Annotated in this window: 10 protein-coding genes; 4 read left to right on the forward strand and 6 right to left on the reverse strand. The window is 30.0% G+C overall.

The window, feature by feature from the left end; translation table 11 throughout:
• Window positions 1-74: 74 nt before the first annotated feature.
• The 3 genes from BMW96_RS01370 to fba form a co-directional block, all read right to left on the reverse strand.
• On the reverse strand, window positions 75-6,278 hold the full coding sequence (locus BMW96_RS01370) for a glycoside hydrolase domain-containing protein (RefSeq protein WP_143050694.1): 6,204 nt from the start codon (window positions 6,276-6,278) through the stop codon (window positions 75-77).
• Window positions 6,279-7,222: 944 nt separating this feature from the next.
• On the reverse strand, window positions 7,223-12,649 hold the full coding sequence (locus tag BMW96_RS01380) for a discoidin domain-containing protein (protein ID WP_092351743.1): 5,427 nt from the start codon (window positions 12,647-12,649) through the stop codon (window positions 7,223-7,225).
• A 1,386-nt stretch (window positions 12,650-14,035) separates the two neighbouring features.
• Entirely contained in the window at window positions 14,036-14,884 is an 849-nt protein-coding gene (gene fba, locus BMW96_RS01385; RefSeq protein ID WP_092351745.1) for a class II fructose-1,6-bisphosphate aldolase, read from the reverse strand.
• A gap of 186 nt (window positions 14,885-15,070) precedes the next feature.
• Between fba and BMW96_RS01390 the strand changes: the two genes are divergently transcribed.
• On the forward strand, window positions 15,071-16,393 hold the full coding sequence (locus BMW96_RS01390) for a class II D-tagatose-bisphosphate aldolase, non-catalytic subunit (protein ID WP_092351747.1): 1,323 nt from the start codon (window positions 15,071-15,073) through the stop codon (window positions 16,391-16,393).
• A gap of 386 nt (window positions 16,394-16,779) precedes the next feature.
• Here BMW96_RS01390 and BMW96_RS01395 read toward each other — a convergent pair whose 3' ends face one another.
• From BMW96_RS01395 to nagA, 3 genes are all read right to left on the reverse strand, one after another.
• Window positions 16,780-22,170, reverse strand: a complete 5,391-nt coding sequence (locus BMW96_RS01395; protein WP_092351749.1) for a beta-N-acetylglucosaminidase domain-containing protein — start codon at window positions 22,168-22,170, stop codon at window positions 16,780-16,782.
• Window positions 22,171-22,331: 161 nt separating this feature from the next.
• Window positions 22,332-22,871, reverse strand: coding sequence for a hypothetical protein (locus BMW96_RS01400; protein WP_092351751.1), 540 nt, complete (start codon window positions 22,869-22,871; stop codon window positions 22,332-22,334).
• Entirely contained in the window at window positions 22,858-24,009 is a 1,152-nt protein-coding gene (gene nagA, locus BMW96_RS01405) for an N-acetylglucosamine-6-phosphate deacetylase (RefSeq protein ID WP_092351753.1), read from the reverse strand. Before nagA ends, BMW96_RS01400 begins: the two co-directional genes overlap by 14 nt.
• Before the next feature lie 237 nt (window positions 24,010-24,246).
• Here nagA and BMW96_RS01410 point away from each other — a divergent pair, with 237 nt between their 5' ends.
• From BMW96_RS01410 to BMW96_RS01420, 3 genes are read left to right on the forward strand one after another with little or no spacing between them, the layout of a single operon-like run.
• Window positions 24,247-25,434: an SIS domain-containing protein gene (locus BMW96_RS01410; protein WP_092351755.1), complete on the forward strand. Its 1,188-nt coding sequence runs from the start codon at window positions 24,247-24,249 to the stop codon at window positions 25,432-25,434.
• A 5-nt stretch (window positions 25,435-25,439) separates the two neighbouring features.
• Window positions 25,440-25,874 (forward strand): PTS galactosamine/N-acetylgalactosamine transporter subunit IIA, encoded by a 435-nt coding sequence (agaF, locus tag BMW96_RS01415; protein ID WP_092351757.1) that lies wholly within the window; start codon window positions 25,440-25,442, stop codon window positions 25,872-25,874.
• A gap of 3 nt (window positions 25,875-25,877) precedes the next feature.
• On the forward strand, window positions 25,878-26,159 hold the full coding sequence (locus tag BMW96_RS01420; RefSeq protein WP_092351759.1) for a preprotein translocase subunit YajC: 282 nt from the start codon (window positions 25,878-25,880) through the stop codon (window positions 26,157-26,159).
• Window positions 26,160-26,178 lie beyond the last annotated feature (19 nt).

Below are 26,178 nucleotides of genomic sequence, written 5' to 3' on the forward strand. Positions count from 1 at the left end.
ATTTTAAATCTAAAAAATGGTCAAATACTGTTATACAGCTTTGACCATTTTTTTATTTAACTCTATTTATCCTTTTAATTAATTCTCTTTCTTTTTTTACTTCCATAGACTCCTAATGAAGCAATTGCTAAACCTAGTAATGAATACATCATATTTGTTGTATCTCCAGTTTTTACACCTCCTGGTTTTACTAATGTACTAGTATCTACTGTACTTCCAAGTTTCGCTTCTAATCCAAATAATGCTTTTGTTAGAGCTGCAACTGCAACTTCTACTTCTTCTTTTGTTGCTTCTGGATTATTTAATACTTCATTTGCTTTTACCATTACATCATCTACTGCTTTTAATGATGTTGATGTGTAGTTTTCTCTATTTATTCCATTTGCCTTGTTGATTAAATCTTGTAATAAATCTTTATTTGGTTTTAATCGTAGATTGACAAATGCTTTTACTAACTCTGTATATACTTCATCTACTTCTTCCTGCATTGCATTTTCGTTACCTAATACACCTTCTGCTTTTTCTAATACTGGTAACATTGCATTCCATGTAGATTCTATGTATTCACTTGCTGTTAAGTTTGCTATTTGATCTACTATCTTTTGTAATGCTGTTTTATCTCCTTTGAAGAATTCCAGCATATGCATTACACTAGCTAGTCTATCAAACGCATTATCTACCTCAGCTTGTGTAGCACTAGCATTAGCATAAATAGTTTGAGCATTTTCTAATGCTGCATTGAATTCTTCTACTACTGCTGGTACTACATTTTCTAAACTTGCACTTTCTGCCATTTCTATTGCAATAGCTAATGCTGTTTTATTTGTTGTTTTATCTACAGATTGTAAGTTATTATATGCCACAACTAATGTTTCTAGTGCATCATCTACTTGAACTTGTTGCGAAATACTATCAGAATTAATTGAAATTGCTTTATCTAAAGCTGCTTTAAATTTAGCAAAACTTTCCTTTGTATAAAGACTACTATCTGTATTTTCTACTTTTATAATAAATTCATTTAAAGCATCACGATTTACTAAATTACTAGCATTTTCAATTTCACCCAATTTAAATTTAGCTTGCTTAATATAACATAAATCAGTAGTAACTCCATTAGGCCAACTTAATGAGAAATCTTTATCCCAATGACCATAAGAATTCATAATAAAGGTTCCATCTTCTAAAACCACTACCCCAGCATAACCAGTATCACCTGATTTAGCATTATTAGCCCAATCTTCAGCTAATAAAATATGGTACTCACCATCATTTTGCTCCATTAAATCCTCATAAGTTCCTACCCAAGCTATCCAATCACCACAAGTCCAATCATTATATCCATCAAACTGATTATTACCATTTAAATCATATTTAATTTCTCTAAATGTAATTACTAAGCGTCCACTAATTGGATCATATGAAGCTTTATGTCGTTCACCAGCCAATGATCCTGGTAGATCCATTGGTTCACTCCATGTTTCTCCTTCATCATCAGAATAAATTAACGTAGCTGGATTATTATGAGATTGACTTCTTGCAAGACCAACTATACGTTTTCCATCTGGTGATCTAAACATTCCAATTTCACACATTTGATAAGTTGATTCAATTGAACGATACTCATTTAAATAAGGAACTGGATCCGTCCATTGCTCATCACCATTTTCATCAAACGTTAGATATGTTTTAAAGTTTACATAATTATAACTATGATAAACACCCATCCATTTTTGAATATAATTTCCATCTTCGTCTTTTAGTTGAACTAAGCTTGCCATAGCAACTATCACATCATTATTAGCATTATCATAACTTCTTCTTGAATACCAATGATTATATTCATTCCATGTCTCACCATTATCATCAGAATAACTTGTATTCCATCCATATTGATTACCATCATTGTCTGTTCCCCAACCTGGACATGCTGTAATTAATAAAATTCTTTCAGTACCATCAGCTAAATTTAAGATATACATAGTTGGTGTTTCCTGAGACCCTATCCATGATGATGGTGTATCAGTTTTTTCCGTCCATGTTTCACCATTATCATCACTAATTCGCATGATTAATGGTCCTTTTCCATGTCCTTTAGGATATGCTGTAATTAATCTACCTGTTTTTGTGCGTACCATATCTGGCTGTCCTAAATATTGTCGATCAGTATTAGGAGCTTTTTCAATATCAGATAAGTTATTTTCAGATAATTGATACATTGGTATTTTACTTGTAATTGAAATATTTTTCTTTACTGTAATTAGTACTTCTTCTCTATATCCACCAGCTTTATTTTCTACAATAATTTTTACTGTTCCACGTTTTAACGCAGTAACAACTCCTTGTTCATCTACAGAAGCAATTTGTGGATCATTTGATGTATATGTAATACTTTTATCATCATTATCGCTAATTAAATTAGTTTCGATTTGATAAGTATCATTAATAAACATTGTCTTACTAGTTTCTGTTAAATTCAAACCATTCAATAACATATTTGCATTAATTTCACTAGTATTTAACACTCGATTATATACCTTAATCTCATCAATATATCCAGTAAATCCAGTACCACCAATAATATCTAATGGCAACAATGTTTTATTTGTTTTAGTCCAAGCATTAGTATTTACTAAAGTACCATTTACATACATTGATAGACCATCACTTTTACTTTGAGTCCAAGTAATATTATACCATTCATTTTGATTAAAATCATATGTAAAAGTTAATACATCTCCACTATTTTTTCCAACATGATACCCTGCACTACGATCACTAGCTAATTTTAAATCAAATGAATAATCTTTATTAGAATCCATTAAAACTGAAATACGATCAGTAATAGGTGCAGTTGATTTTACCCAATAACTTATTGACCAAGAATCATTTTCTCCAACACCTGAACCACTATTAAATGTAACATTTTTATTTTCTTCTTCAATATACAATGCATTACCTGATTTACCTTTAGCAAAATCAGCCCCATTCACTGTACCATTTCTACTACCCCAATTATCAGTTGCATCATTATCATCAAATGAATAATAAGCTACTCGAGCAATTTCCTCAATTTGAGGTGCAGTAACTGTAACTGTAATAATATCCTTTTTAGTTGGATCTTGATTTGATACTGCTGTAATTATGGCACTACCCATACCATTTGCACTAATTAATCCACTATTTGATACACTAACAATATTAGGATTTGAACTACTCCAATCAATTTTTGTATTAAGTACATTTGATGGATTTACTGTTGCATGAAGTTGTTTTGAATTTCCAAGTGCAAGTTGTAAATCATTTTCCAAAATATCTACAGATTCTACTTCATCTGTACCACTTTCTTTTAAAATTAAATACTTTTCTGTTAAAGCATCAAGATCATTTTTAAATATACTCATTTCTTGAGCTAATTTTGTAACATTTGCTTTACTTAAATATTGTCTACTTGTATTAGCAGTTAACGTTAGCTTCGCATACATAGCATCAACATCATCTTGTAATCCAGGAATAGCAGCTACCATTTGTTTAATTTTATTAACATCTCGTATCCCCTGAGCCATTTTCTCTAAACGAACTGAACTCTTTGAAACTGGATTTTCAGCATCTTTTAAATCTGGATAAATCAAGAAACAATCTCCAGGTTCAAAAGCATTATGAGTAGCATCATTTAATGGATCAACTACCCAAGCATCATATGCCCAACGCAAGAAACCAGCAGTTTCCAGACCAGCATTAATAATTGACCAATAACTTTCTACTGGAGCACTTAAAGAAAAGTTTCCAGGCTGATGTTCTGTACATGAATATAAAGTTGTTCTATATCCTAATGCTTCACGATCTTTAACTAATTGTGAAAATTCTACTGGATGCGCATCTGCAGCTGTATCACCAACATTTAAATCAGTAACTCTTAACGCTAAATCATGTTTGTTTACAAATCCATCCATAGCCCCTGCTGTTTTTAAAGGCTGATCATGAATATTTCTTACTGAATCAATCAAATCAAAAGCAACACTGCTAAATCCTCTTTCATCAATTCCTATATATGACTCATCAAACCACCCTTTTTCCATTAAATGATCAATAAGCTTTCTTAAAAAATCTGTCCAAACTTGATTATAACGAGCACTACCTACTGTATATCTTTCATATACAAGTTGGTCATTTTCCCAATATGTAAATGAGTTATGCCATGGTGCAATACTGTATAGTACAATTTTATCACCTATACCTAAATCCTTATTAAATTGTACCCATTTATCAAAGTCAGTAAAATCATATGTAAAGCTTCCATTTGCTTCTTTTGTCCATTTGATCATTGAAGGATAATGCACATCATTTGCACTGTATGTTTGACCAGCCCAAGCTTCCTCACTAATTGTAGTAGTAATTGCATGTCCACCTATATTCTTATAAATTTCCATTCCAGAACGCATAATATTTAAATGTTCTTCTGAGAATGGTTCAACATTATAATATTCTGCTGAACTATATGGATATTGCCATAATTCAATATCAAAAGTATTTTTATATGTTGAAACATCGTTTAATATTTCGTCTTGAACATTTATAACATATGTAAATTCTAATGGTGCATCTAAACCATCTGCAGTTACTGTTATAGTTGTTTGGTAACTTCCTGCTTTTGCATCACTAGGAATAGTAATTTCTACCCAAACTGGTTGAACTTTATTAAATTCAATATTAATAGGGTTAGTTTGATATAAAATATCAGAACTTTCTGAACGATTCGTACCATTATCAGCTGGAATCTCACGATTTGGATCACCATATCCTAAATATGAACCATTATAAGCCTTAGTAGACTTAATAAAAGTTGTTTTTACATTTTCTTTATCAATAACATTGTCACCATCTACAAGATCTCCTGAAATAATAGTAACATTCTTTAATTTGCAATCTTTAGATATTAAAGCAATTTCAGAAATTGCTTTATCATTTTTCCATACTGTTAATTCTTTAGAAATAGTACCCATTTCCTTAACTTCATTGTAACGATCTTGAGTATATTGAGTGTCAGTATCAACAATACTTCCTCCCATATTAGCAACCGCCTCAGTTACTGTAACAGTTACTGTTTTAGTAATATTAAATTTAGGTAAATAAACTGTAATTACCGCTGTTCCTTTACCCTCTGCTAAAATTATCCCCTCATTACTAACACTAGCAACCCCATCATCACTCGAAGTATATTCAACTTCATTTACAACTGCATAATCAGGTGAAACAGTATAATTAATTTGTTGTTTTGCACCTTCCATTAATGTATATGAAGAAGATTCTAATGTAATATCTTCAACAGTATATGGAGCATGATATACAATAACCTTTGCACAATCAATTAATGAATTAGTTGAATTTGTATCTCTTTTTCCAGTAGCAACAGCCTTAAAAGTATGTGGCCCCTCATCCAATCCATCAAATGAAGTTATAAAAGTAGAATTAATATTGCTTGAATTATACAAGCTGTACTCTCCCATTTCTACATCGTCAATATAATACTTTACCATTCCCATTGGTCGATTTTTTCCTGCATAAACATCTATTTTATGACCAATAAAATCAACCTGATACCAGATTGCTTCTGGATTATTTACAGATGGTGTATCTGACCAAATATGTTCACTATTTCCCCCTGAAGACCACCCTGTATCAGAGAAAGTAAATTTATTTGTTGTTCCAGTTGTTTTAGTATGTGGTATAACTAATCTTTCAACTTCTCCCAATCTTGAACCAAAAACCTTTGCATAACTAATTTGTAGTCCTTTTTGATTTCCATCATTAGGTAAAGTAACAGTTACTGTATGTTCACCATATACTAAATCTTTTCTAGAATATAATACAGATTCCTTTTTTCCAGTTGTTTCAATCGCTAAAGTCTGAGCTGCTTCATCATCCAACTGGAATGTATTTTTATCAGAACCTGTTGGTGTGATTCCAATTAATTCTACACCTGTCCCTATAAAAGTAAAACAATAACTATGTTTACTTGCTTCTGTATTATCTGTAGTCCAAACCCAATGCTGTGTATTTAATTCACCTGTACCATAATTAGCATCACTATTCGACCAGCCAGTAGCACCATCTACATCAACTCCAGCAGAGTAAGTAAAATAATTATCTTCTGTATCAGAAGTTACAGAATCATCAATAATTAAAAACTCTTCATTTGCTGATACTTTTGATGAAACAGGAGCAACAATACTCATTACCATCATCAAACATAGCATTAACTTAAAAAAATTATTTTTCATTCTTATCCCCTTTCCAAAGCCATTAATCATCAAAAAATATATTTACACCTCCTCATCTTATATAAAATATTTTTATCTTTACTATATATTCACATACAACACAACAGAAGTAAATAATATCAGAAATTTTTAAATATAGTCCATAAAATATTATACCTATTTTTGTGTTTATTACCTTTTAACCAAGTCTTTGCTTACTATTTGATTTATTTTTCACCTTATCATTATTATCAAAATAAAATTCGAAATTTAATATTATTTTTCAATACTATGCTCTTATATACTAATTCTTAATCTAATATACCCATTACTTTAAATACAATAATATTCCTATTTCCTATGAACATATATTCTTTAATCCCATTACATATTTATTTATATTTTTCAAATTCCATATCACAATGAACTCTCTTAATATTGGTTAATGGTTAACAATTGCGATATTACCCCACAATAAACTTTCATCCCTAGATATACCCGATAGGGTATTCAGTGATTTATTGCCCCTCCCATTGAACTGTACGTATGGGCTCTACATTTATATCGCTATCACAAACTCTTAAGATAGTAGTTAAGGGGATGGACTAATCCTGGTCTATCCCCTTTTCCTATGCTTAGAACTTTCGGTGATAATATAAAGTTTACGACATCCATGCCACTTCTTCTATACCACCCTAATCTTGTATTTGCACATTTATAGATTTCTTCTTCACTAAACCTGCATCGACATGCTTTGTTTAGCCTCATCAGATTTCTGTTCGTAACCTCGAAGATTTTGTTACACCACTTCCTTCACCCATAACATCGCTGTTAACGGCTTGTGATTCACTACACTTGGCGGTAAATACCCGTGGTTGGACTTTCACCAACTAGATGTATGCCATGCTCGGCACACTTAAAAAAACGATTATGAATAAGATTCATTCATAACCGTTTAATCATTATTAATCTTCTTTTTTTCTTAGTAAACTTAGCCCAGCTAAACTTAACATTGTTAATCCTGCAAAGACTATCATTAAACCATTATCTCCAGTTTTTATACTTGTTGTATCTCCAGCTTTTACTGGTGTACTAGTATCTACTGTATTTCCTGGTTTTGCTTCTAATCCTTCAAGGGCTTTTGTTAATGCTTTCTTGGCTGCTTTTACTTCTGCCTCACTTGCTTCTGGATCTTCTAATACTGCTTGTGCTTTTATTACTTCATCTGCTACTACTGCCCATGTATTAGCTGTATAACTTGCAGCATTTAACCCATTTGCCTTATTAATTAAATCCGCTAATAGATCTTTATTTGGTTTTAATCTTAAGTTCAAGTATCCTCTTGTTAATGCATCACATGCTTCATCCACTTCTGCCTGTGTTGCTTTTTCATTTCCTAATACTTCTTGAGCTGCTTCTAATTCTGGTAACATTGCTTGCCACGAAGATGCAACATATTTATCTTCTTCTAATCCTAATACTTTATTTACCATTGCTTCCAATAATGATTTATCTACTACTTCCACTTCTTCTAAACCATTTATTGCTACCTGTAAATTATCATATGCTTCATCTACTTCTTCCTGCATTGCATTTTCATTGTTTAATACTGTATTTGCATTTGTTAATGCCTCTTGTAATGCTGACCAGCTTTCTTCTGTATAGTTTCCTTCTACTAATTCAGATGTTGAATCTACAAGAGCCTGTAATTCAGTCTTATCGCCTTTTAAGAATTCTAACATATGCATTGCTACTGATAATCTTGCAAATGATGCATCTACTTCTTCTTGTGTTGCACTATTATTAGCTAAGATAGCTCTTGCTTCTTCTAATGCAGCATTGAATTCAGTTACTACTGCTGGTACTACTTTATCTAAATCTTCTGTTGTTACATTACCTGCCATTTCAACTGCAATTTGTAATGCCGTTTTGTTTATGTCTGATACGTCAACTGCCACTAAAGCGTTTTTAGCATCTATTAATATCTGTTTTATTTGATCAACATCATCTTGAGAACTATTACTATTATCAGCAATAATAGCTTTAGCTACATTTAAAGCAGATGTATAAGTTACCCAAGACTCAGCTGTATAATCACTTTCTTCTAAATCATCATATTCATTAACTAATGCTACTAAACTATCAATATTACCACGCTTAATTAATATATTTTCAGCATTCATTAATGATTCTAACATATCATCCACTTCTTCTTGTGAACCTAAATTAGCTACTAAATCCTTAGCCTCTTCTAATAATTCCTCAAAAACTTCAACACTTGATACTGTAAAATCAGTTCTACTAATAACATCTAATTCTTCTATTTTTGCCACTAAAAAGCTAATATCAATTTGCTCTTCACCATAAACTTTAAATTCAGCTGCCGTTACAATTGTATTAGAAGCCTCAGGTCGCCAATGATATGTACTAGTTCCACCTAAACGTACATATCTAGCTTCAACTCGAGAATCTAAAATTATATCTGTTATTCCATGACCAGTTCTAGCTGTAGCCCCAGTTGCAACTTGATTCCAATTTTCTCCATCCATACTTATTTCAATAATATATTCTAAAATATTACCTGTGCAATTTATACCTTGAGTTTGATCATATCGTGGTATATATTGAAATTTATTTAAAATATATGAACTTCCTAAATCATATGTTAGATATTGTGGAATTTCAGTATTGTTCTCATTTGCAGAACTTGCCCAATACGTATTTGTATTATCATCGTTAGCCCTATCTGGTGTTGCACTTTCACCGCTATCATATGATGTTGCAGTTGCAGTAATTCTATCTTGTGGAATCAATCCACTTTCTTCATTAGTTACAAATTCGTTATATCCTAACGCAGTATCTAATACTTTTAATCCAATTATTCCTTCAAATCCTTCACTACCAATTACTGTTTTACCAGCATCAATTACATAAGTCTTATTTTCTAATTTATATGCAGAACTTTGCAAATTTCCATCTACATATAACTTTAAAATACCATTATTTTCTTTAACAGCTTGAATTTTATGATTTTCACCATTATTAACAACTGCTTTTGATGTAGCTGTTACACCATTTAAAGTAAAATAAGCTTTTCCATCCTCATTGATCCCTACTTTGTAACCATTTGTTTGCTTAGCTAAAATCTTATTACTATTTGTACTATTAATATCTACAAGAACACTAAAGCCATTATTATCACTTAATGAGTTAGTAGTAGTTCCAACTGTTTTTTCTCCAATTAAAGTATCAGTTTTAACTGTCAAAGCTACATTATTTTTATGATATACAACGGTTTTTTCTAAATCCTTAATTACATTTCCATTTAAATCAACAATATCATTTGCTTTTACAACAATTTCCTTACCATTTAATAGTTTATTTGCTAAAACAATTTCATAAGTTATTTGATCAACACTCTTATTAACTTGTTCAATTTCAACTTCTTCACCACCAACTTCAACAGAAAAACTATTTCCAACTACTTTTTCATTAAATTTAGCTATAAGTGTTTTATCACCATCAGTTGCAAGTTTAACATAATCTGGTGCAATCACATCCTGAGTTGTTGATAAAGACCAAATTCTTGTTTCACCTGGTTGTAAAGTAACAGTTACTTCATCACCATAATTAAATGTTTGGTATACATTGTTTCCATTTTCAGGCATACTATAACTATGAGTTAATGTATTATATAATGTTTTTCCTTGAATAGATTCTGATAAACCGATATTTCGATCTAAAATAAATGTTATTGTCTTAGCTGTAGTATCTGGATTTCTCATTGAAATAATTCCATCTTCACCATCCCAAGCTGAAAAACCATAAGTATCATAAGTTGTCGAAGACCCAATGCCACCTAACTTAACACCATTAGCTGGATTTCCACCAATCATTTTTGCATTTTGTAAAATATGGAAATTTTCTTCAGCCCAAGCTAAAAATTCAGCATTGACCTCATATTTACCTTTAGTCATAATTGAATCTGAATAATATAATTCCCAGAATCCTGTTCCTCTAGTTGACATCATGTATAAATAATTTTTAAATTGTTCATCTGTCATAGAATTAATATTAATACCTGTACCCTCTACGCCATATACAGGATCATGATTGTAAAGATTAGCAAGAGGAAATTGAAATTCATGCGATTTAATAAAATCATAATATACAGCTTCACGATATGTTAACATTGTATCCATTTTATTATTAATAGGTCCAGTATCTCCTCTATCATGTGTACATTGAATCCATACACTGTTAGCCCATTGTAAATACCAAGGACTAGGATTTACATAACAAGTCAAAGAGATCCATAAATTATTAATATTATCGTCCTTTTCACTTTGACGAACAGCTTCCATTAAATCAATCCATGCTTCCCACAAATCAGTCACATGATACATATTTTTATATCCACCTGTCATATGATTATTTGCATATCCAGGTACTCCCTCAATAGCTGGAAAAGCATTATATTGATATGTATCTGCAAAACCATCCCATTTCCAATAGTTTACCTTATATTCTTTTTGCCAATTAATTGCCATTTCTTTAAAGTTTTCTACGTACACTCTATCAGCAACATCAATTGAACCCCCAGCCTTACTACCTGTTCCATTCTTGGTTAAGATATCAGCTAAGCTGCCATAGAAATTATATCCACCACGTGGTCCAATCCAAACTCCAAAATTACTTCCAAAGTTATTAACCAATTCACTTGATGTAGTTAAACCATTAGGAAATTTACTATTAAATTCCCAAAAACCAGTAGAATTTAATGTAGTTCCTGAACGTGCCGCATCAACTACTCTTGTATCATTATAATTATTCCATCCATCATCAACAACATACGAATCTAATGGTCTAGTACCTGTTGCATTTAATTCACGATCTATCTCAATAAAAGAGTTAAGAATATTTTCATCATCAATTAACATCATATTATCAAACCATGAATTATACTGTATTCTAAATTCTGAAGGTGTCGCAATAGATTTAATATATTCAAAAAAATCACTTTGAATTACAGCATTTTCAGTACTTCTTGCAGCACCAGCAACAGTTTGCCAAGTCATATAATTAATTTTACCATCAACATTAGCTGCTTGATTATCTTCAACTAATTTGTTAAAAGATTTTCCTGAATAATATCGCATATATCCATTATTATCTATAATCTGTGTATCAGCTACTGGAAATTCACATCCCATAAACATTCCCTGAATATAAATTGGCTGTCCTAAATTTGCTTTAAATTCATCCATCGAAACAACTCCACCTTTGCCAGTTGGAATAGTCCAAGTAACATCATTTTCATTTATATCAAAAGATTCTAAATCAATATAATCAATCACCGCATTTTCTGCTTGATTTTCAGGAATACTAATTTCCATATACTTACGCATGAAGTGATCTCCCTCATACATAACAATTACTTCATTAATTGTATATTCAACATTTTTAAACTCACATGGTTCAAAAGAAAAAGTTACTTTTTTACCAACTTTTTCAACTTCATTAATAGTTGCTGTAGTATCTTCAACTTTTACACCATCATCTTTTAATGTTAAATCACTAGCTTTAAAAGAACGATCATCTACTATTTCTGGAGCCTTATCTTTATGTAAATTAAATTCAGCACCACCTGCAAAAGATGCTCCATTATTTGCAGAAATTGCTACTAATTTAATTTGTGTAGCTGTAGTTTCTTGCGCTAAATTAACATAAATCGGATTAACTCCATCATAAATAAAATTACCTTCAGCAACCTTTTGCCATTGGTTAGAATCAAAAGCTAGATCTTCAGTAATTGTTCCATTATAAACCCAAAGCTCATAACCCTTAAGATTTCCATTTGTTGCCTCACCATTTTGCCTAGGTGTATAGGAAAATGATTGAAAAGTTGTTTGATTATGTAAATTAAATAATACATTATATGGGAAATTTCTACTACCTGTTCCCCCACCATAATTACTATGCCAAATCGAATCAAGATTACCATCAATTAAATTAGCTGCTGGTCCATCACTAGGCCCAGAAACATTTTGATAACTATCTGAAAAAGCAGACCAGTTAGTACGATCAATCGCTTCTAAAGAAATTAGATCTCTTTCTTCTTTAACTGTTTTAATAATAAATTCTTCACTACCATTAGCAGGTGTAAAAACTGTATTTCCACTTTCAGTTCGCTTATTTATTATATTTGTTGTTTCTAGCTTATTATCAGCAATTGAAAACTGTCTTTCAATATACTCATTTCCAATAACAACTTGATTATCTGTAGCTGTTACATTAACATTACTTGATAAAGCCTCGATTTTATTATTTGTTAAAGGAAAACAAGATAATGTAAGTACCACTGCCAATGTGCTCCTTAAAAACTTATTCATTTATTTTCTCCTTTTATATATTTATAGTGTCAAAATAACCTCAATTACAATCTTATATATCTAATTTGTCACTATCTAATATAAATAAATTTTCTATTTATATAACACCCCAACTATCTATATATACTTATTTACAAAACTTATTATCTTTTAAAAAATACTATTTTATAAAATACAATAAATTATATATTCGCACCACCTTTCCTGAATAACAACAAAATTATTTAATAAACCTATCAAAAAAACAATCTCTTATTATTTCAATTCGTTTTACTTTAACCTATACATATCAATATCTCTTTAAGTTAACTTTTCATTACTAAACTTAAATATTATTCAATAACTATTAGAATATTTTTTATATATAAAACAGCGAATTTACTAAATAATTTATAACTATTCTATCTTTTCCATAACCTAACTAAAAAAGATAATATTTCATTCAAAATGTTATTTAAAAATCATATATTTAATTTATAGAAAAGAGTAAAAAATTTAAACATATACATTTAATTAACATAAAAATACTATCCTATATAAATTATAATATATATCGAAATTATTAAAACTATCAAATATCTGTAAATGTTAAAAAAATAGTAACACTTAAACTTATATGTTACCTTATAATAAACATTATTATATAGAGGGAAAATAATTATACTTTAGCACCCCTCATTACACTTTATGTATGGGTCTTGTATATGACGCTACATTTATATGTTAATACAACTTTACTCTCTTGAATACCTCATCTAGATTTTCATCTCTTAAAATTTTTTTAATTAATCCCATATTGCTATTTCTCCCACCTTTTGTAAATCTATTTAGAATCATTCTTTCTACCTTTATTCCCATAAGTTTATGATTCTCATTTATGAAACTATCCTTGATTTCAAATTATCCAAACATTGCTCATAATAAGAATATACCATACAAACAATAAGTCCTTCAGGATTAGATACCTAATACAACCTCAAATAACTTCTTGTGATTATCTTTTTCGTCCAATAGTATCATCACTGTTTTTAAAATTTATTGGATTACATCATCTCCAAGACCTCCCAGGTATAATTTATGAATCCTATTTCTTTCACAATGTCTTAGTTTTAGGTTTACCTTTTAGACTTATATTCGTGAGACAACCCCATCGACCATTTAGTCTTATATCAAGTTTCTTTTCATACACTCGAAAAAAATCGCTACACCATTTCCTTCATCCTCAATATCACTATTAACAACTTGTAGTTCACTACACTTGACGATAACTGCCTATGATTGGTTTATCTCCAACTAAATTAGCACATCTTCAAATAAAAACAGCACAATTACTTGTACTGTCTTTAAAATATTATCACACCATTTTAATATAAAATTAAATATTTATTAAGCCTTATTCACACTTCCAACAACATGCATTTTTGACATTACATACTTTTTAACTTCTTCCTGTCCAACACTACAATATTTCTTTGGATCAATAGCATCAGGATTTTGAGCTAAATATTCTTTGACTCCTTTTGAAAAAGCAATTCTTAAATCAGTTGCATAATTAACTTTACAAATACCACGTCTAACACATTCACTAACTGTTTCATCAGGTACTCCTGAAGTACCATGTAATACTAATGGAATAGAAACAACTTCTTTAATTTCACTAAGACGATCTAAATCCAACTTAGGTTCTCCTTTATAAACTCCATGAGCTGTTCCAATTGCAACAGCTAATGATCCAACACCTGTTTTTTCTACAAATTCTTTAGCTTCTAAAGGATCAGTATATCCACCATCTCCTCCATCTAAATCATCTTCTTTACCACCGACTTTACCTAATTCAGCTTCGACACTTACCTTAGAAGGTGCACAAGCATCAACAACCACTTTAGTAACTTTGATATTATCTTCAAATGATTCATGTGAACCATCAATCATAATTGAAGTATATCCAACTCTTAATGCCTGCATTGCAAGTTCAAAACTATTTCCATGATCTAAATGAATAGCAACTGGTACACTTGCTTTTTGAGCTGCAACTTTTGCATTAGCATAAAAGTAATCTAAACTAGCATATTTTACTGTTGATGGTGTTGTTTGTAAAATTACTGGTGATTTTAATTCCTCAGCAGCGGCAACAACAGCCATAACCATCTCCATATTTTCTACATTAAAAGCTCCTATTGCATACTTATTTTTTTGAGCATCTAATAAAATTTTTTCTGTTGTAACTAATGGCATAATTTATTCCTCTTTTCTTATAAATTTTCTATTCGATTATAACATAATTTTATTATTTATAATAATATTTTGCTAAGATATTTAATATATCTTAAATCCATGTAAAAAGTGCAAAATAATTTTTAACAATTCTAAATACTATTCAAAATATAATTGCTATTATATTGGCGAAAGGAGATGGAAATAATGAATACTAATCCATTAAAAAAACTTGTAACTCTTCAAAAAGAAGGTAAAACTGTCGGAATTTATTCAGCATGTAGTGCCAATAAATATGTAATTGAAGCTACATTAAAACGTGGGAAACAAGATGGTTCATGTGTATTAATTGAAAGTACTGCTAACCAATGTGATCAAAATGGTGGTTATACAGGCATGACTCCATTAGATTTTAAAAACTTTGTTTTAAAAATTGCTGAAGAAGTTGGTTTTGACAAAAATAAATTATTCCTTGGAGGAGATCATTTAGGGCCTCTTACTTGGACTGATCTTAATGAAGAAGAAGCAATGAAAAATGCAACTGAACTAATTAAACATTATGTAGGTGCTGGATTCACTAAAATTCATATTGATACAAGTATGAAAGTTAATGATGATAATCCTGATACTCGTCTAAGCGATGAGACTATTGCTAGACGTGGAGCATATTTAGCTAAAGTCGCTCAAGAAACTTATGTTGAGTTATTGAAAAAAGACCCTAATGCTATTGCTCCTATTTATATTGTTGGTAGTGAAGTACCAATCCCTGGTGGAGCTGTAGGTGCTGAGGATAATGGTGTTGCAGTAACAAAAGTAGAAGACTTTAAAGCAACTGTAGCAACATTTGAAAAAGCATTTTTAGATAATGATTTACAAGATGCTTGGGATAATGTTATTGCAGTTGTAGTACAACCTGGGGTTGAAGAAAAAGACTCTGGATGTACTGAATATGATCGTGAAAAAGCTAAAGAATTAATGGCTTCAATTAAAGATTATCCTAATTTAATTTTTGAAGGTCATTCTACAGATTATCAAACAAAAATCAAATTAAAAGAATTAGTTGAAGATGGTGTAGGTATCTTAAAAGTTGGTCCAGGTTTAACATTTGCTATGCGTGAAGCATTATTTGCATTAGCACATATTGAAAAAGAACTTTTATATGGTATGGATGTAGAAACAAGTAACCTAATTGATGTTTTAGATAAAGCAATGTTAGAAGATGAAAAATATTGGAAAAAACATTATCAAGGTACTGAATTAGAAATTCGCTTAAAACGTAAATATTCTTTCTCAGATCGTTGTCGTTATTACATGCCTTTGCCTAATGTAAATGATGCTATCAATACAATGATTAATAATTTAAATACTTATGGGATACCATTAAATCTTTTAAGCCAATTTATGCCTATTCAATATACAAAAGTACGTGAAGGATTACTTGAAAATAATCCTGAAGCATTAATCATTGATCGTATTATTAATACAATTGATGAATATTTATATGCAACTAATCAAAAAGAACTATTATAATAATTTTATTCCTTACAACAACATTATAAATTATCAATAATAACTCTTTATAATAGTTCATAATATAAAAGAGCTAGATGACTTAACCTCAATCCAGTTAACATCAGCTCTTTTGTTTAACACAAAACTTTGAATAATTTTACAACAAAATATATAAAATTAATTTTCTTTACCAGGTGATATGAATATCACCTTTTTTGTTGTTAATAAATAACTTAAAAATATGTTATTTTACAACTTTGCAGTAAATACAGTGCTAAAACCTTTTAACCAAAAACACTTTTTCACTATTTTAAAAAAACTTACTAAACATAAAAGTTATACCAACTATCACTACACAAAAAAACAAGACCCATTAATGGGCCTTGTAGAACATAAAATTATATTTATTTATGTTTTCTTTTTTTATTTCCATAAACTCCTAATGAAGCAATTGCCAAACCTAGTAATGGATACATCATATTTGTTGTATCTCCAGTCTTTACACCTACTGTTGTATCTCCTGGTTTTACTGGTGTACTAGTATCTACTGTACTTCCTGTTTTTGCTTCTAATCCAGATAATGTTTTTGTTAGAGCTGACACTGCAGCTTCTACTTCTTCTTTTGTTGCTTCTGGATTATTTAATACTGCACTTGCTTTTTCTACCTCAACATCTACTGCCTTTAATGATGCTGATGTGTAATTAGCTCTATTTATTCCATTTGCCTTGTTGATTAAATCTTGTAATAAATCTTTATTTGGTTTTAATCTTAAATTAATAAATGCTTTTACTAATTCAGTGTATACTTCATCTATTTCTTCCTGCATTGCATTTTCGTTACCTAGTACTTCATTTACACTTGGCAATACTGCTTGTAATGCATTCCATGTAGATTCTATATATTCACTTGCTGTTAAATTAGTTATTTGATCTACCATCTTTTGTAATGCTGTTTTATCACCCTTGAAGAATTCTAACATCTGCATTACACTAGCTAATCTATCAAATGCATTATCTACATCAACTTGTGTAGCATCAGTATTTTCATATACTTCTTTTGCATTTTCTAATGCTGCTTTAAATTCATTTGCTACTACTGGTACTACTTTATCTAACTGCTCTTGAGTTACAGCTTCAGCCATATCAATTGCTATTGATAAAGCAACTTTATCTACCTCAGTTACCTTTTGTTCTAAACTATCTTTAGCACTAGTTAATTTATCTAGAGCTTTAATAAATACATCAGGATGTACTGGAGTTATTTCATTATCTAAAAGCAGCTGTTCAAGTTCAGTTTTAGCATCTAGATAATTTTGCCATGATGCTACAGTATAGATATCTTCTGGATTTGTTATTGAAGCAATGAACTCGTTTTCACTTTCAATTGTAATAATAGCTTCTTCTTGATTTGATGGATTAAACACTAACCCATTACGAGCATGATTAAGATTATTAATCAATACTAAAATATCATTTTCTGATGTATTATCTGCATTTTCAATAGCATTTCTAACTGCGTTAATTGCTTTATTGTAAACTAACCAGGTAGAAGCTGTATAATTATTTTCATCAGTTAAAGCATTATCAAGTAAATCTTGTAATTCTCTAATATCACCTTTTAATAATTTATTTGTGATTACATTATTTATTGCTTGTATTGCATTATCAACTGTTGTTTGTGATACATAATTACTTTCAAGCACAGCTTTACCAGCGTTATATACTGCATTGTAGGCTTCAACAGATGCCATGATCCATGTTGATGTATTTTCTTTATTATCAATTAATGATTGTAAATTATCTTTATTAACATCACTAAATGATGATTGATATGTTGATAATTCTGTAATATTTGGAATTACATCACCCCATTCAATCTTTACATCAAATAAAATCGTATCCTCACTTAATACAAATTCATTAATTGCTTGACTTAGTGTTCCTAAATTGATCCACTGAGAAGCTCCTGTATTATCTAATACTCTAGCTTGAACAGTAGCATTAGAAATAACAGCAGCATTTTGAATAATCTTTATAGTATTAACATTGTTTTTAGTTGATAAAGAATAATTTACATAACTATTTGCATCCTTAGGGATAAACATTGTTGATATATCCCCATCAGTCATATAACTAAATAAACCATTCCTTGTTTCTTGAGTATTTGAAGTAAATGTAGGATTATTTACAGATGGTATATATTCTCCATCATTTATTTCTAATTCCTGGAATCTAACCCATTTATCTGCTCCAACTTTTGTTCTAGTAATTTCAAATTTTAAATATCGTGCTTTAACATTTAAATTAGTTACTTTTTTAGTATTATATGATATTTCATGGTCTGGTAAAACAAATCCAATTTCATCAGTATTTTCAGCTTCACCAGGATTAACTTCATTTTGATTACCTAAAGTCATAATATCAACCCAGTTTTCACCATCTACAGACACTGAGAATTTACCATGACGAGGATAATCCCACTCACTATCTGTACATACAGCTTTAAATGAAGTCATATCAATTTCTTGACCTAAATCATATACAAAATACTTACCAGCATTTTGTGAACTTTGATAAGCAGTTGCTGTTGTCCAATCACCATCAAATACATTTAATGGATCAGCTACTGAAAAATTAGTACTGCTAATTTTCTTTTCACCAACTTCAACTGTATTAACAACAAATTCATTGATATTAAAAGTAACACTCATATCTTGATTATTAATAATTCTAATATAGCGTGCATCTTTATAGATATCACCAGTTGTTACTGTTTCCCATTCGTAATTATTTTTAGAAACCTGAATAATAACATCATTATTAGTTAAATCACTAACAATATTTTTAATTTCATGAATACGATCTAATTTTAATCCAATATACTCATCTTTTGCTAAAGTAATATCTTGAACTGGTGTAATATTAGCTGTATCGTCAAAATAATCAGCAGTTAAAGTGTTATATTCACCAACATTCGTAAACACTTTACCATTATGATAAACTTTTGCATCAACACTAAATTCTCTAATTGCAAACCAGTTATTTTGATTTTCAGTATTAACTAAGCGAACATATTGAGCTGTAATATTTTGATCTGATAAATCAACTACTACATTGATTGTATTTCTATAAATATCTCCAACATCAATCCAATCTTCTCCATTTAAAGAATATTGTAATTGAGCATTTTTCATATAATCATTATCACTATCATTGCGTCCTTGAAGAATATTAATTTTTCCTAAAGTAATTGGTTTTGATAGCTTAATTCCAATATAATCACCTGGAATCATTGAATTAGTTGCATCAGGATAACCTGTTTGTCTTACATTAAAATGTACTGAAGAATCTAAATTACCATCAATAATATTATTTAATTCACTTTGACTTGCAGTCCATCCATCTTGAGTATAAATTACTTCTTTGGTAAACCCTTCTTCTTGTACAGGTTGCGTAATTACTGTAAATTCTCGCATTGCTGGCCATTTTCTACCACTGCTAGTTTCTGTACAAATATAACGAACAGCAACTACATTTTCAACTTCTATATTAGATACATTTACTTGTGAAGCATATTCTCCATATACTTCATTATTTAAATCTTGGAATGTAGTTCCATCAGTAGAATATTGTATTTTAGCAAATCCAAATGTATCTTGTGGTTTATTAGTAGTACCATTTAAAATATCAATACCATAAATAGTAGTTGGTTTACTTAAATTAACTTGAAAATATTGTCCAACTGTCTCATAACCATCATGCCATGCTGCTGTTGAGTTATTTCCATCAACAATATCCTCAATTTTACCAGAATACCAAGAAGTAATATTTGATGATGCACTAATAACTAAAGGTTGTTCAACCTCACCACCTGCTACATAATCATTAATTGGTCCTGATAATTTTTCTTGTAATGTTTGTGCTAAAGGAATTAAATGAGTTGAGCCAGGACTAACCATAGCTGTACCATTTAATAATTTACGTACATGATTTTGACTATTAATCAAACTTGATGATGCATTAGAATACTTATTAAAAGCTGTAACCATGTCATTTTTTTCAATCGCAATTGAAGATTCTGTAAAATCTTTGATTGCAGTAGTCAAATCTTTTAAAGAATTTGTAAAAGGCAATAATTCTTCCTTCAAATTTTCATTTTTACTATTTGCATGGAAACCATCACAAGCATCAATAATTATATTCATTTCATTAATCAACTGATTTCCGATCTCAATTATTGACTCATTATTAACTAATTTATTTTTAAATTCATTAATTAATGGTTGTAATTCCTCTGATTCTGCCAAAACCAAACCATGTCCATTTGGTTGTGGATTAGACATATGTTTAGCTAATGTGTGTAATTCTTTATTAGCTTCCTTATCTATATATTTAAATGAATCTGCCCAACTTTGATCATCATCAAAATCTTTAACATTCCATGAATAATCAGCTACTGCAAAAATTGCAATTTTAGAAGCTTCTGCTTCTTGCATTGGATTAGTTACTACTCCATTTAAATCTTCAATATTAATATCAGTATGCAATAAGCTACCTTTACCCATCATTAAACGACTACCATTAATATCATTAACTGGCCAATTTAACCAAAATAATGGACTTCTTCTTTTAGATGCACCCTCTGGAAGAAGATAATCCCTAAAATGATCTAGTGTTCTCTGTTCAACTGGTTGACAAACTGCTTCTCCAGTCCAAAAAATTTGAACATCATCTGGAAACTCAGTATCATAGTCATTTAATTCAGAATAATTTCCTTGCCAAGAATGGTTATATCCCGCTGGACAAAATACAGAATCATAAACGTCTCCTTTTTCTTTAGCCCAATTAGATACAGCGTTCATCATTTTAATTACTACACTACGATCAAGATTACCAACATCATCACCTAATACTCCAAATTGACGTACACCAGCATCATATAATTGATCAAATTTATTAAGTAATGCTGCAATTTCTTCATCATCCCTTGAAGCATCAAAACCTCCCATAAATGGGTGAGCTGTCCATACAAAACGACATTTTGAATCAATTCCTACTTGTACCATTTCTTTAATAGCATTAAGTTCTTCTTCTGGATATAATTCACGCCATAACTCCTTATGGTATGAATCATCTTTTGGTGCAAATACATATGAAGTCATTTTGAAATCGCCACCAAATTTCATCAATGACATTCTATCTTCATTTGACCATGGAATCCCATAATACCCTTCAATAAAACCACGTGTATTGGTATCAGCATAATCTTTAATTTCAAAGTTACGAATAGTAGATCCATCCATTTGATTAAAGATATGCTTCAATGAAGTAATTCCATAAAATGCTCCATCTGTATCTTTTCCTAAAATAATGATTTCACCATTATTTGAAGCTACAAAATTTGCTCCAAACTTATCAAATAAACTTTCTTCAACATTATAATTGGCTTTTACATAATTATCTACATATCCATTCGAATTATGTGTACCAACTAAAATATTTGTCTTTCCAACTACTTTTTGATTCGAAGTACTAATTTGTTTATTTTTTAATTCTAATACTTCTGTCATTCTTTTTCTAGTTGATTCATCAATTTCATCTTCAAATACCACATTTACTTGCGAACGAATAACATAGTCATTACTATTGTAAATTAATTCGTGTGGAGTTGGATAAATTTCGTACTTTACTTCTTCAGCTTCAACCTTAATGCTTGGTGAAACTAAAAATAGTGTACTAAATACCACCAACAGTGCTAATGAAGACTTTAAAGCCTTATCCAAAAATTTTATCATTTTTCTCCTCCATAAAAATTTTATAAATGAATTAATTAAAAAACCGACATACAGTAAAAAAGCTGTATATCGGTCTTGCCTAATCAAATAGTAACAATCCATTTACCCGGAGAGTTTATCATAATAAGCATTATAATGTCAATAAAAGGTTTATAAACTTTTTATTTCATTTTAATTAATGCAATTACATTTATAACTGCACAGTAACTAGCCACAATACATAAAAGGATACTAACAGTCATAATAGCTAGATCTGCTTTTATCATCAATGCATTAACAACAATTAAGATTGCAAAAGCACAATACAAGACAACTCTTAAAAGGGCTTTTCTTGGTTCATTAGACTCAATAGTCGCTAATAACATTGTTTGACGTTTTCCACGATCAAATTTTTTTGTTTCTCGTAATCCTCTTAAAAATTTGAATCTAAAATATAATTCTGTAAAGATACAAATCGCTATCCCTGTAATAGTCGCTTGTACCCAACTACTAAAATATTCACCAAATAGTATTATAACAATCGCAACTAGGAAAAAACGATTTTTTAATAGATAAAACTTACTTTCAACTTTACTATCAATTATATATCCTTTTTTTGTTAAAACATCATAAAAAACAGTCTGTCCATGATTATCTAAATAAATATTTCTACCTGTGATATTTCCACTGTTATTATTTTTTCTACTTTTATTTTGTGCCATTAATCATTTCCTTTCCTTTACAATAGGTTTGAATCACTTCATAATCTTTATCTAAAACAACTAGATCACCATCATATCCTACTCCAATAGCACCTTTATGATCATCTACTTTTAAACATCTAGCAGGATTAATTGTACATGAGTTAATTGCAGTATTAATAGGCACTAAAGCTTCCTCAATCAAAATTCTTAAACCTTGATTTAATTTTAAAGTAGATCCAGCTAAACCACCTGTACTAGTTAAATGAGCACTTCCATCTTCATAAATTTCTATTTCATTTCCACCAAAAATAAATTTAGAACCTGCAGGAGAACCTTTTGCCATTAAAGCATCAGATACCATAATACTATAATTTGGCCCCTTAGAAGTAAAATAATTATTTAATGCAGCCAAAGTAGAGTGGTTACCATCACAAATAATTTCTCCATACATATTTCTAATTCTATATGCCCCACCAACTAATCCATTAGCTCGATGATTAAAAGGTGTCATACCATTATATACGTGTGTCATTGAACGAGCTCCATATCCATAAGCCCTAACTGTTTGTTCATAAGTAGCCGCAGAGTGACCAATACTTACAACAACACCATTTTCAACACAATATCTAGTAAGTGCAAAATCATCATCTGTTTCAGTAGCCATAGTAATGTATTTAATCAACCCATTAGCTGCTTCTTGATATCTTTTAAATTGTTCAATTGTTGGTTTAACAATATGTTGTTCAGGTTGTGCACCTTTATAAACCATATCAAGATAAGGTCCTTCAAAGTGGATACCTAAAACTTCTGCACCTTCATAACCATCTTTTACTACTTTAGCAACATTAGCTACTGCATTTGTTAGTACTTCTTCACTTTGAGTAATTGTTGTAGGAAGCAAAGCAGTAACCCCTTCATTAACGATATTTTTTAACCAATATCTTAATCCATCTTCCTTGGCATCATTTGTATCAAAGCCATAAGCTCCATGACAGTGTATATCAATGAATCCTGGTAACACCCAATTATCACCATAATCTCTATCAACAGCTTTTTCATTATAATCATAAATACCAGTAATTTTTCCATCTACAACTTCAACTTGTCCAGACACAAATTGATCTGCTAACCAAATCTTCTTACTTTGAATAATCATCTTTTATTTCCTCCTATTTAAGATTTGAAGCTCTTAACTTCAAATTTATTTTTTTAACAATTCTATTATATCACTTTATTTATTATTTTTTAGCTTAAATGGTAAATATTTTAATATTTAATAAATTTTGTAATTTTCAACAAACTAATTATCACTTTTAGTTTAACTATTGTTTATTTGAATTTGCTTGATATAATGTGAGTTGTAAACAATACAAAATAGAAAAGGAGAAGAAAAATGACAAAAACAATTTTCGATATTAACGAAACTCAAATGAGTGAAACAAAAAGTACTTACACTCTAACTGAAATTTATCAACAACCTGCTACTTGGAAAAAAACTTGTCAACAAGTAGCTTCAATGAAAGACGAATTAAAGGTATTTATTAATCAAGTAATCACTCAAGATGATTTCGATGTTATCCTAACAGGAGCTGGAACTAGTGAATTCGTAGGAAATACATTATTTTCATATTTAAACAAAAAATTAAATTATAAGGCTAAATCATATGGAACTACAGATTTAGTAGCTACTCCAGAAAACTACTTATCTAGAACTAAACCTACTTTATTAATTAGTTTTGGTAGATCTGGTAATTCACCAGAATCAGTTGGGGCTATTGATGTAGCTGAAGAAGTATGTGATAACTTATATCATTTATTTGTAACATGTAATAAAAATGGTGCTCTATCTAAAAAAGCAGCTGATAGTGATAATTGCTTTGCAATTAATTTAACTGACGAAACTCATGATCAATCATTTGCTATGACATCTAGTTTCTCAAATATGTATTTAGCAACTTTCTTAGCATTCAATTTAGATAATCTTGATGAAGCTATTGCTGAAGTAGAAAAAGTTGCTGCTGCTGGACAAAACTTCTTAGATAATCAATATGCTATGGCTAAAAACATTGTTGAAGGATATAACTTTAAACGTATTGTGTACCTTGGAAGCAATGCTTTAAAAGGTATTTCTCAAGAATCTGCATTAAAAATGTTAGAATTAACTGCTGGTGAAGTTGTAACTATGTATGATACTCCATTAGGATTCAGACATGGTCCTAAATCAATTATTGATGATGACACTTTAACAGTTGTATATATCAGTGATAATGAATATTCTCGTCAATATGAAATTGATTTAATCAAAGAAATGAGCGGTCAAAGAAAAGGAAATAAGATCGTTGCTGTAATGAATGGTGAATGTGATGAAATTAAAGATTTAGTAGATTATGTAATTACATTTGACATTGATGATAAATTTGATAATATATTATTAGGTTTTGATTACATCATTGCTGCACAAGTAATTGCTGTATTAAAATCATTATCTATGGGTAAAACACCTGATAACCCTTGTCCAACAGGAGAAGTTAACAGAGTTGTTAAAGGTGTAACATTATATCCATACAGTAAAGGAGAATAGGAAAGATGTTGGGATTAATTGTAACAGGTCATGGAAATTTTGCTACAGGATTACAATCTTCATTAAGATTGATTGCTGGCGAAAAAGAAAACATGTGTTTTGTTGATTTTGAAGAAAAAGATAGCGTTGAAGATTTAGCAGGTAAATTATCTGTTGCTATCGATTCATTAGCTGATGTTGATGGAATTTTATTCTTATGTGATTTAACTGGTGGTTCACCATTTAAAACTGCTGTAGAGCTTTCTGTAAAAAATGATAAACCAATGGAAGTTATTGGTGGTTCAAATTTACCAATGGTTATAGAATTATCTATGGCTAAAGATTTTATTGATTCTTTAGAAACATTAACTAATATGGCCATCTCTACAGGAAAAGATAGCATTGTTAAATTTGCTTTCACTGCTCATAAAGAAGACAATAATGATGAGGATGGAATTTAAAGAATGAATTGGGAAGTCATTTTATGGACTTGTATAACTATCAGCGTTCTACTTCTTATTTGTGGAATTGTAATTATAATCTTTTCTACTGTTAATATGAAAAAACGTCGTGAAATAGTTAGTGAGGTTCACACTACATTAAAAGTTGGAAGCAAAGTTATTTTTGCTGGTGGTCTTTATGGTCGCGTTGTAAAAATATCAAAAGATGACACAATTGATGTAGAAATTAGTAAAGGAAATATTGTAAAAGCTTCAAGATACAGTATTCAAAGTATTGAAAAATAGAATTTACTAATTATAACTT

Source organism: Thomasclavelia cocleata (genome assembly GCF_900102365.1).
In the GTDB taxonomy this organism is placed as follows: Bacteria; Bacillota_I; Bacilli_A; order Erysipelotrichales; family Coprobacillaceae; genus Thomasclavelia; species Thomasclavelia cocleata.

What these genes read in the sequence shown, in the direction of transcription:
- nagA (WP_092351753.1), bottom strand. Translation starts at nt 24,009, where the DNA reads ATGATTATTCAAAGTAAGAAGATTTGGTTAGCAGATCAATTTGTGTCT.
- BMW96_RS01400 (WP_092351751.1), bottom strand. Translation starts at nt 22,871, where the DNA reads ATGGCACAAAATAAAAGTAGAAAAAATAATAACAGTGGAAATATCACA.
- BMW96_RS01390 (WP_092351747.1), top strand. Translation starts at nt 15,071, where the DNA reads ATGAATACTAATCCATTAAAAAAACTTGTAACTCTTCAAAAAGAAGGT.
- BMW96_RS01395 (WP_092351749.1), bottom strand. Translation starts at nt 22,170, where the DNA reads ATGATAAAATTTTTGGATAAGGCTTTAAAGTCTTCATTAGCACTGTTG.
- agaF (WP_092351757.1), top strand. Translation starts at nt 25,440, where the DNA reads ATGTTGGGATTAATTGTAACAGGTCATGGAAATTTTGCTACAGGATTA.
- BMW96_RS01370 (WP_143050694.1), bottom strand. Translation starts at nt 6,278, where the DNA reads ATGAAAAATAATTTTTTTAAGTTAATGCTATGTTTGATGATGGTAATG.
- BMW96_RS01420 (WP_092351759.1), top strand. Translation starts at nt 25,878, where the DNA reads ATGAATTGGGAAGTCATTTTATGGACTTGTATAACTATCAGCGTTCTA.
- fba (WP_092351745.1), bottom strand. Translation starts at nt 14,884, where the DNA reads ATGCCATTAGTTACAACAGAAAAAATTTTATTAGATGCTCAAAAAAAT.
- BMW96_RS01380 (WP_092351743.1), bottom strand. Translation starts at nt 12,649, where the DNA reads ATGAATAAGTTTTTAAGGAGCACATTGGCAGTGGTACTTACATTATCT.
- BMW96_RS01410 (WP_092351755.1), top strand. Translation starts at nt 24,247, where the DNA reads ATGACAAAAACAATTTTCGATATTAACGAAACTCAAATGAGTGAAACA.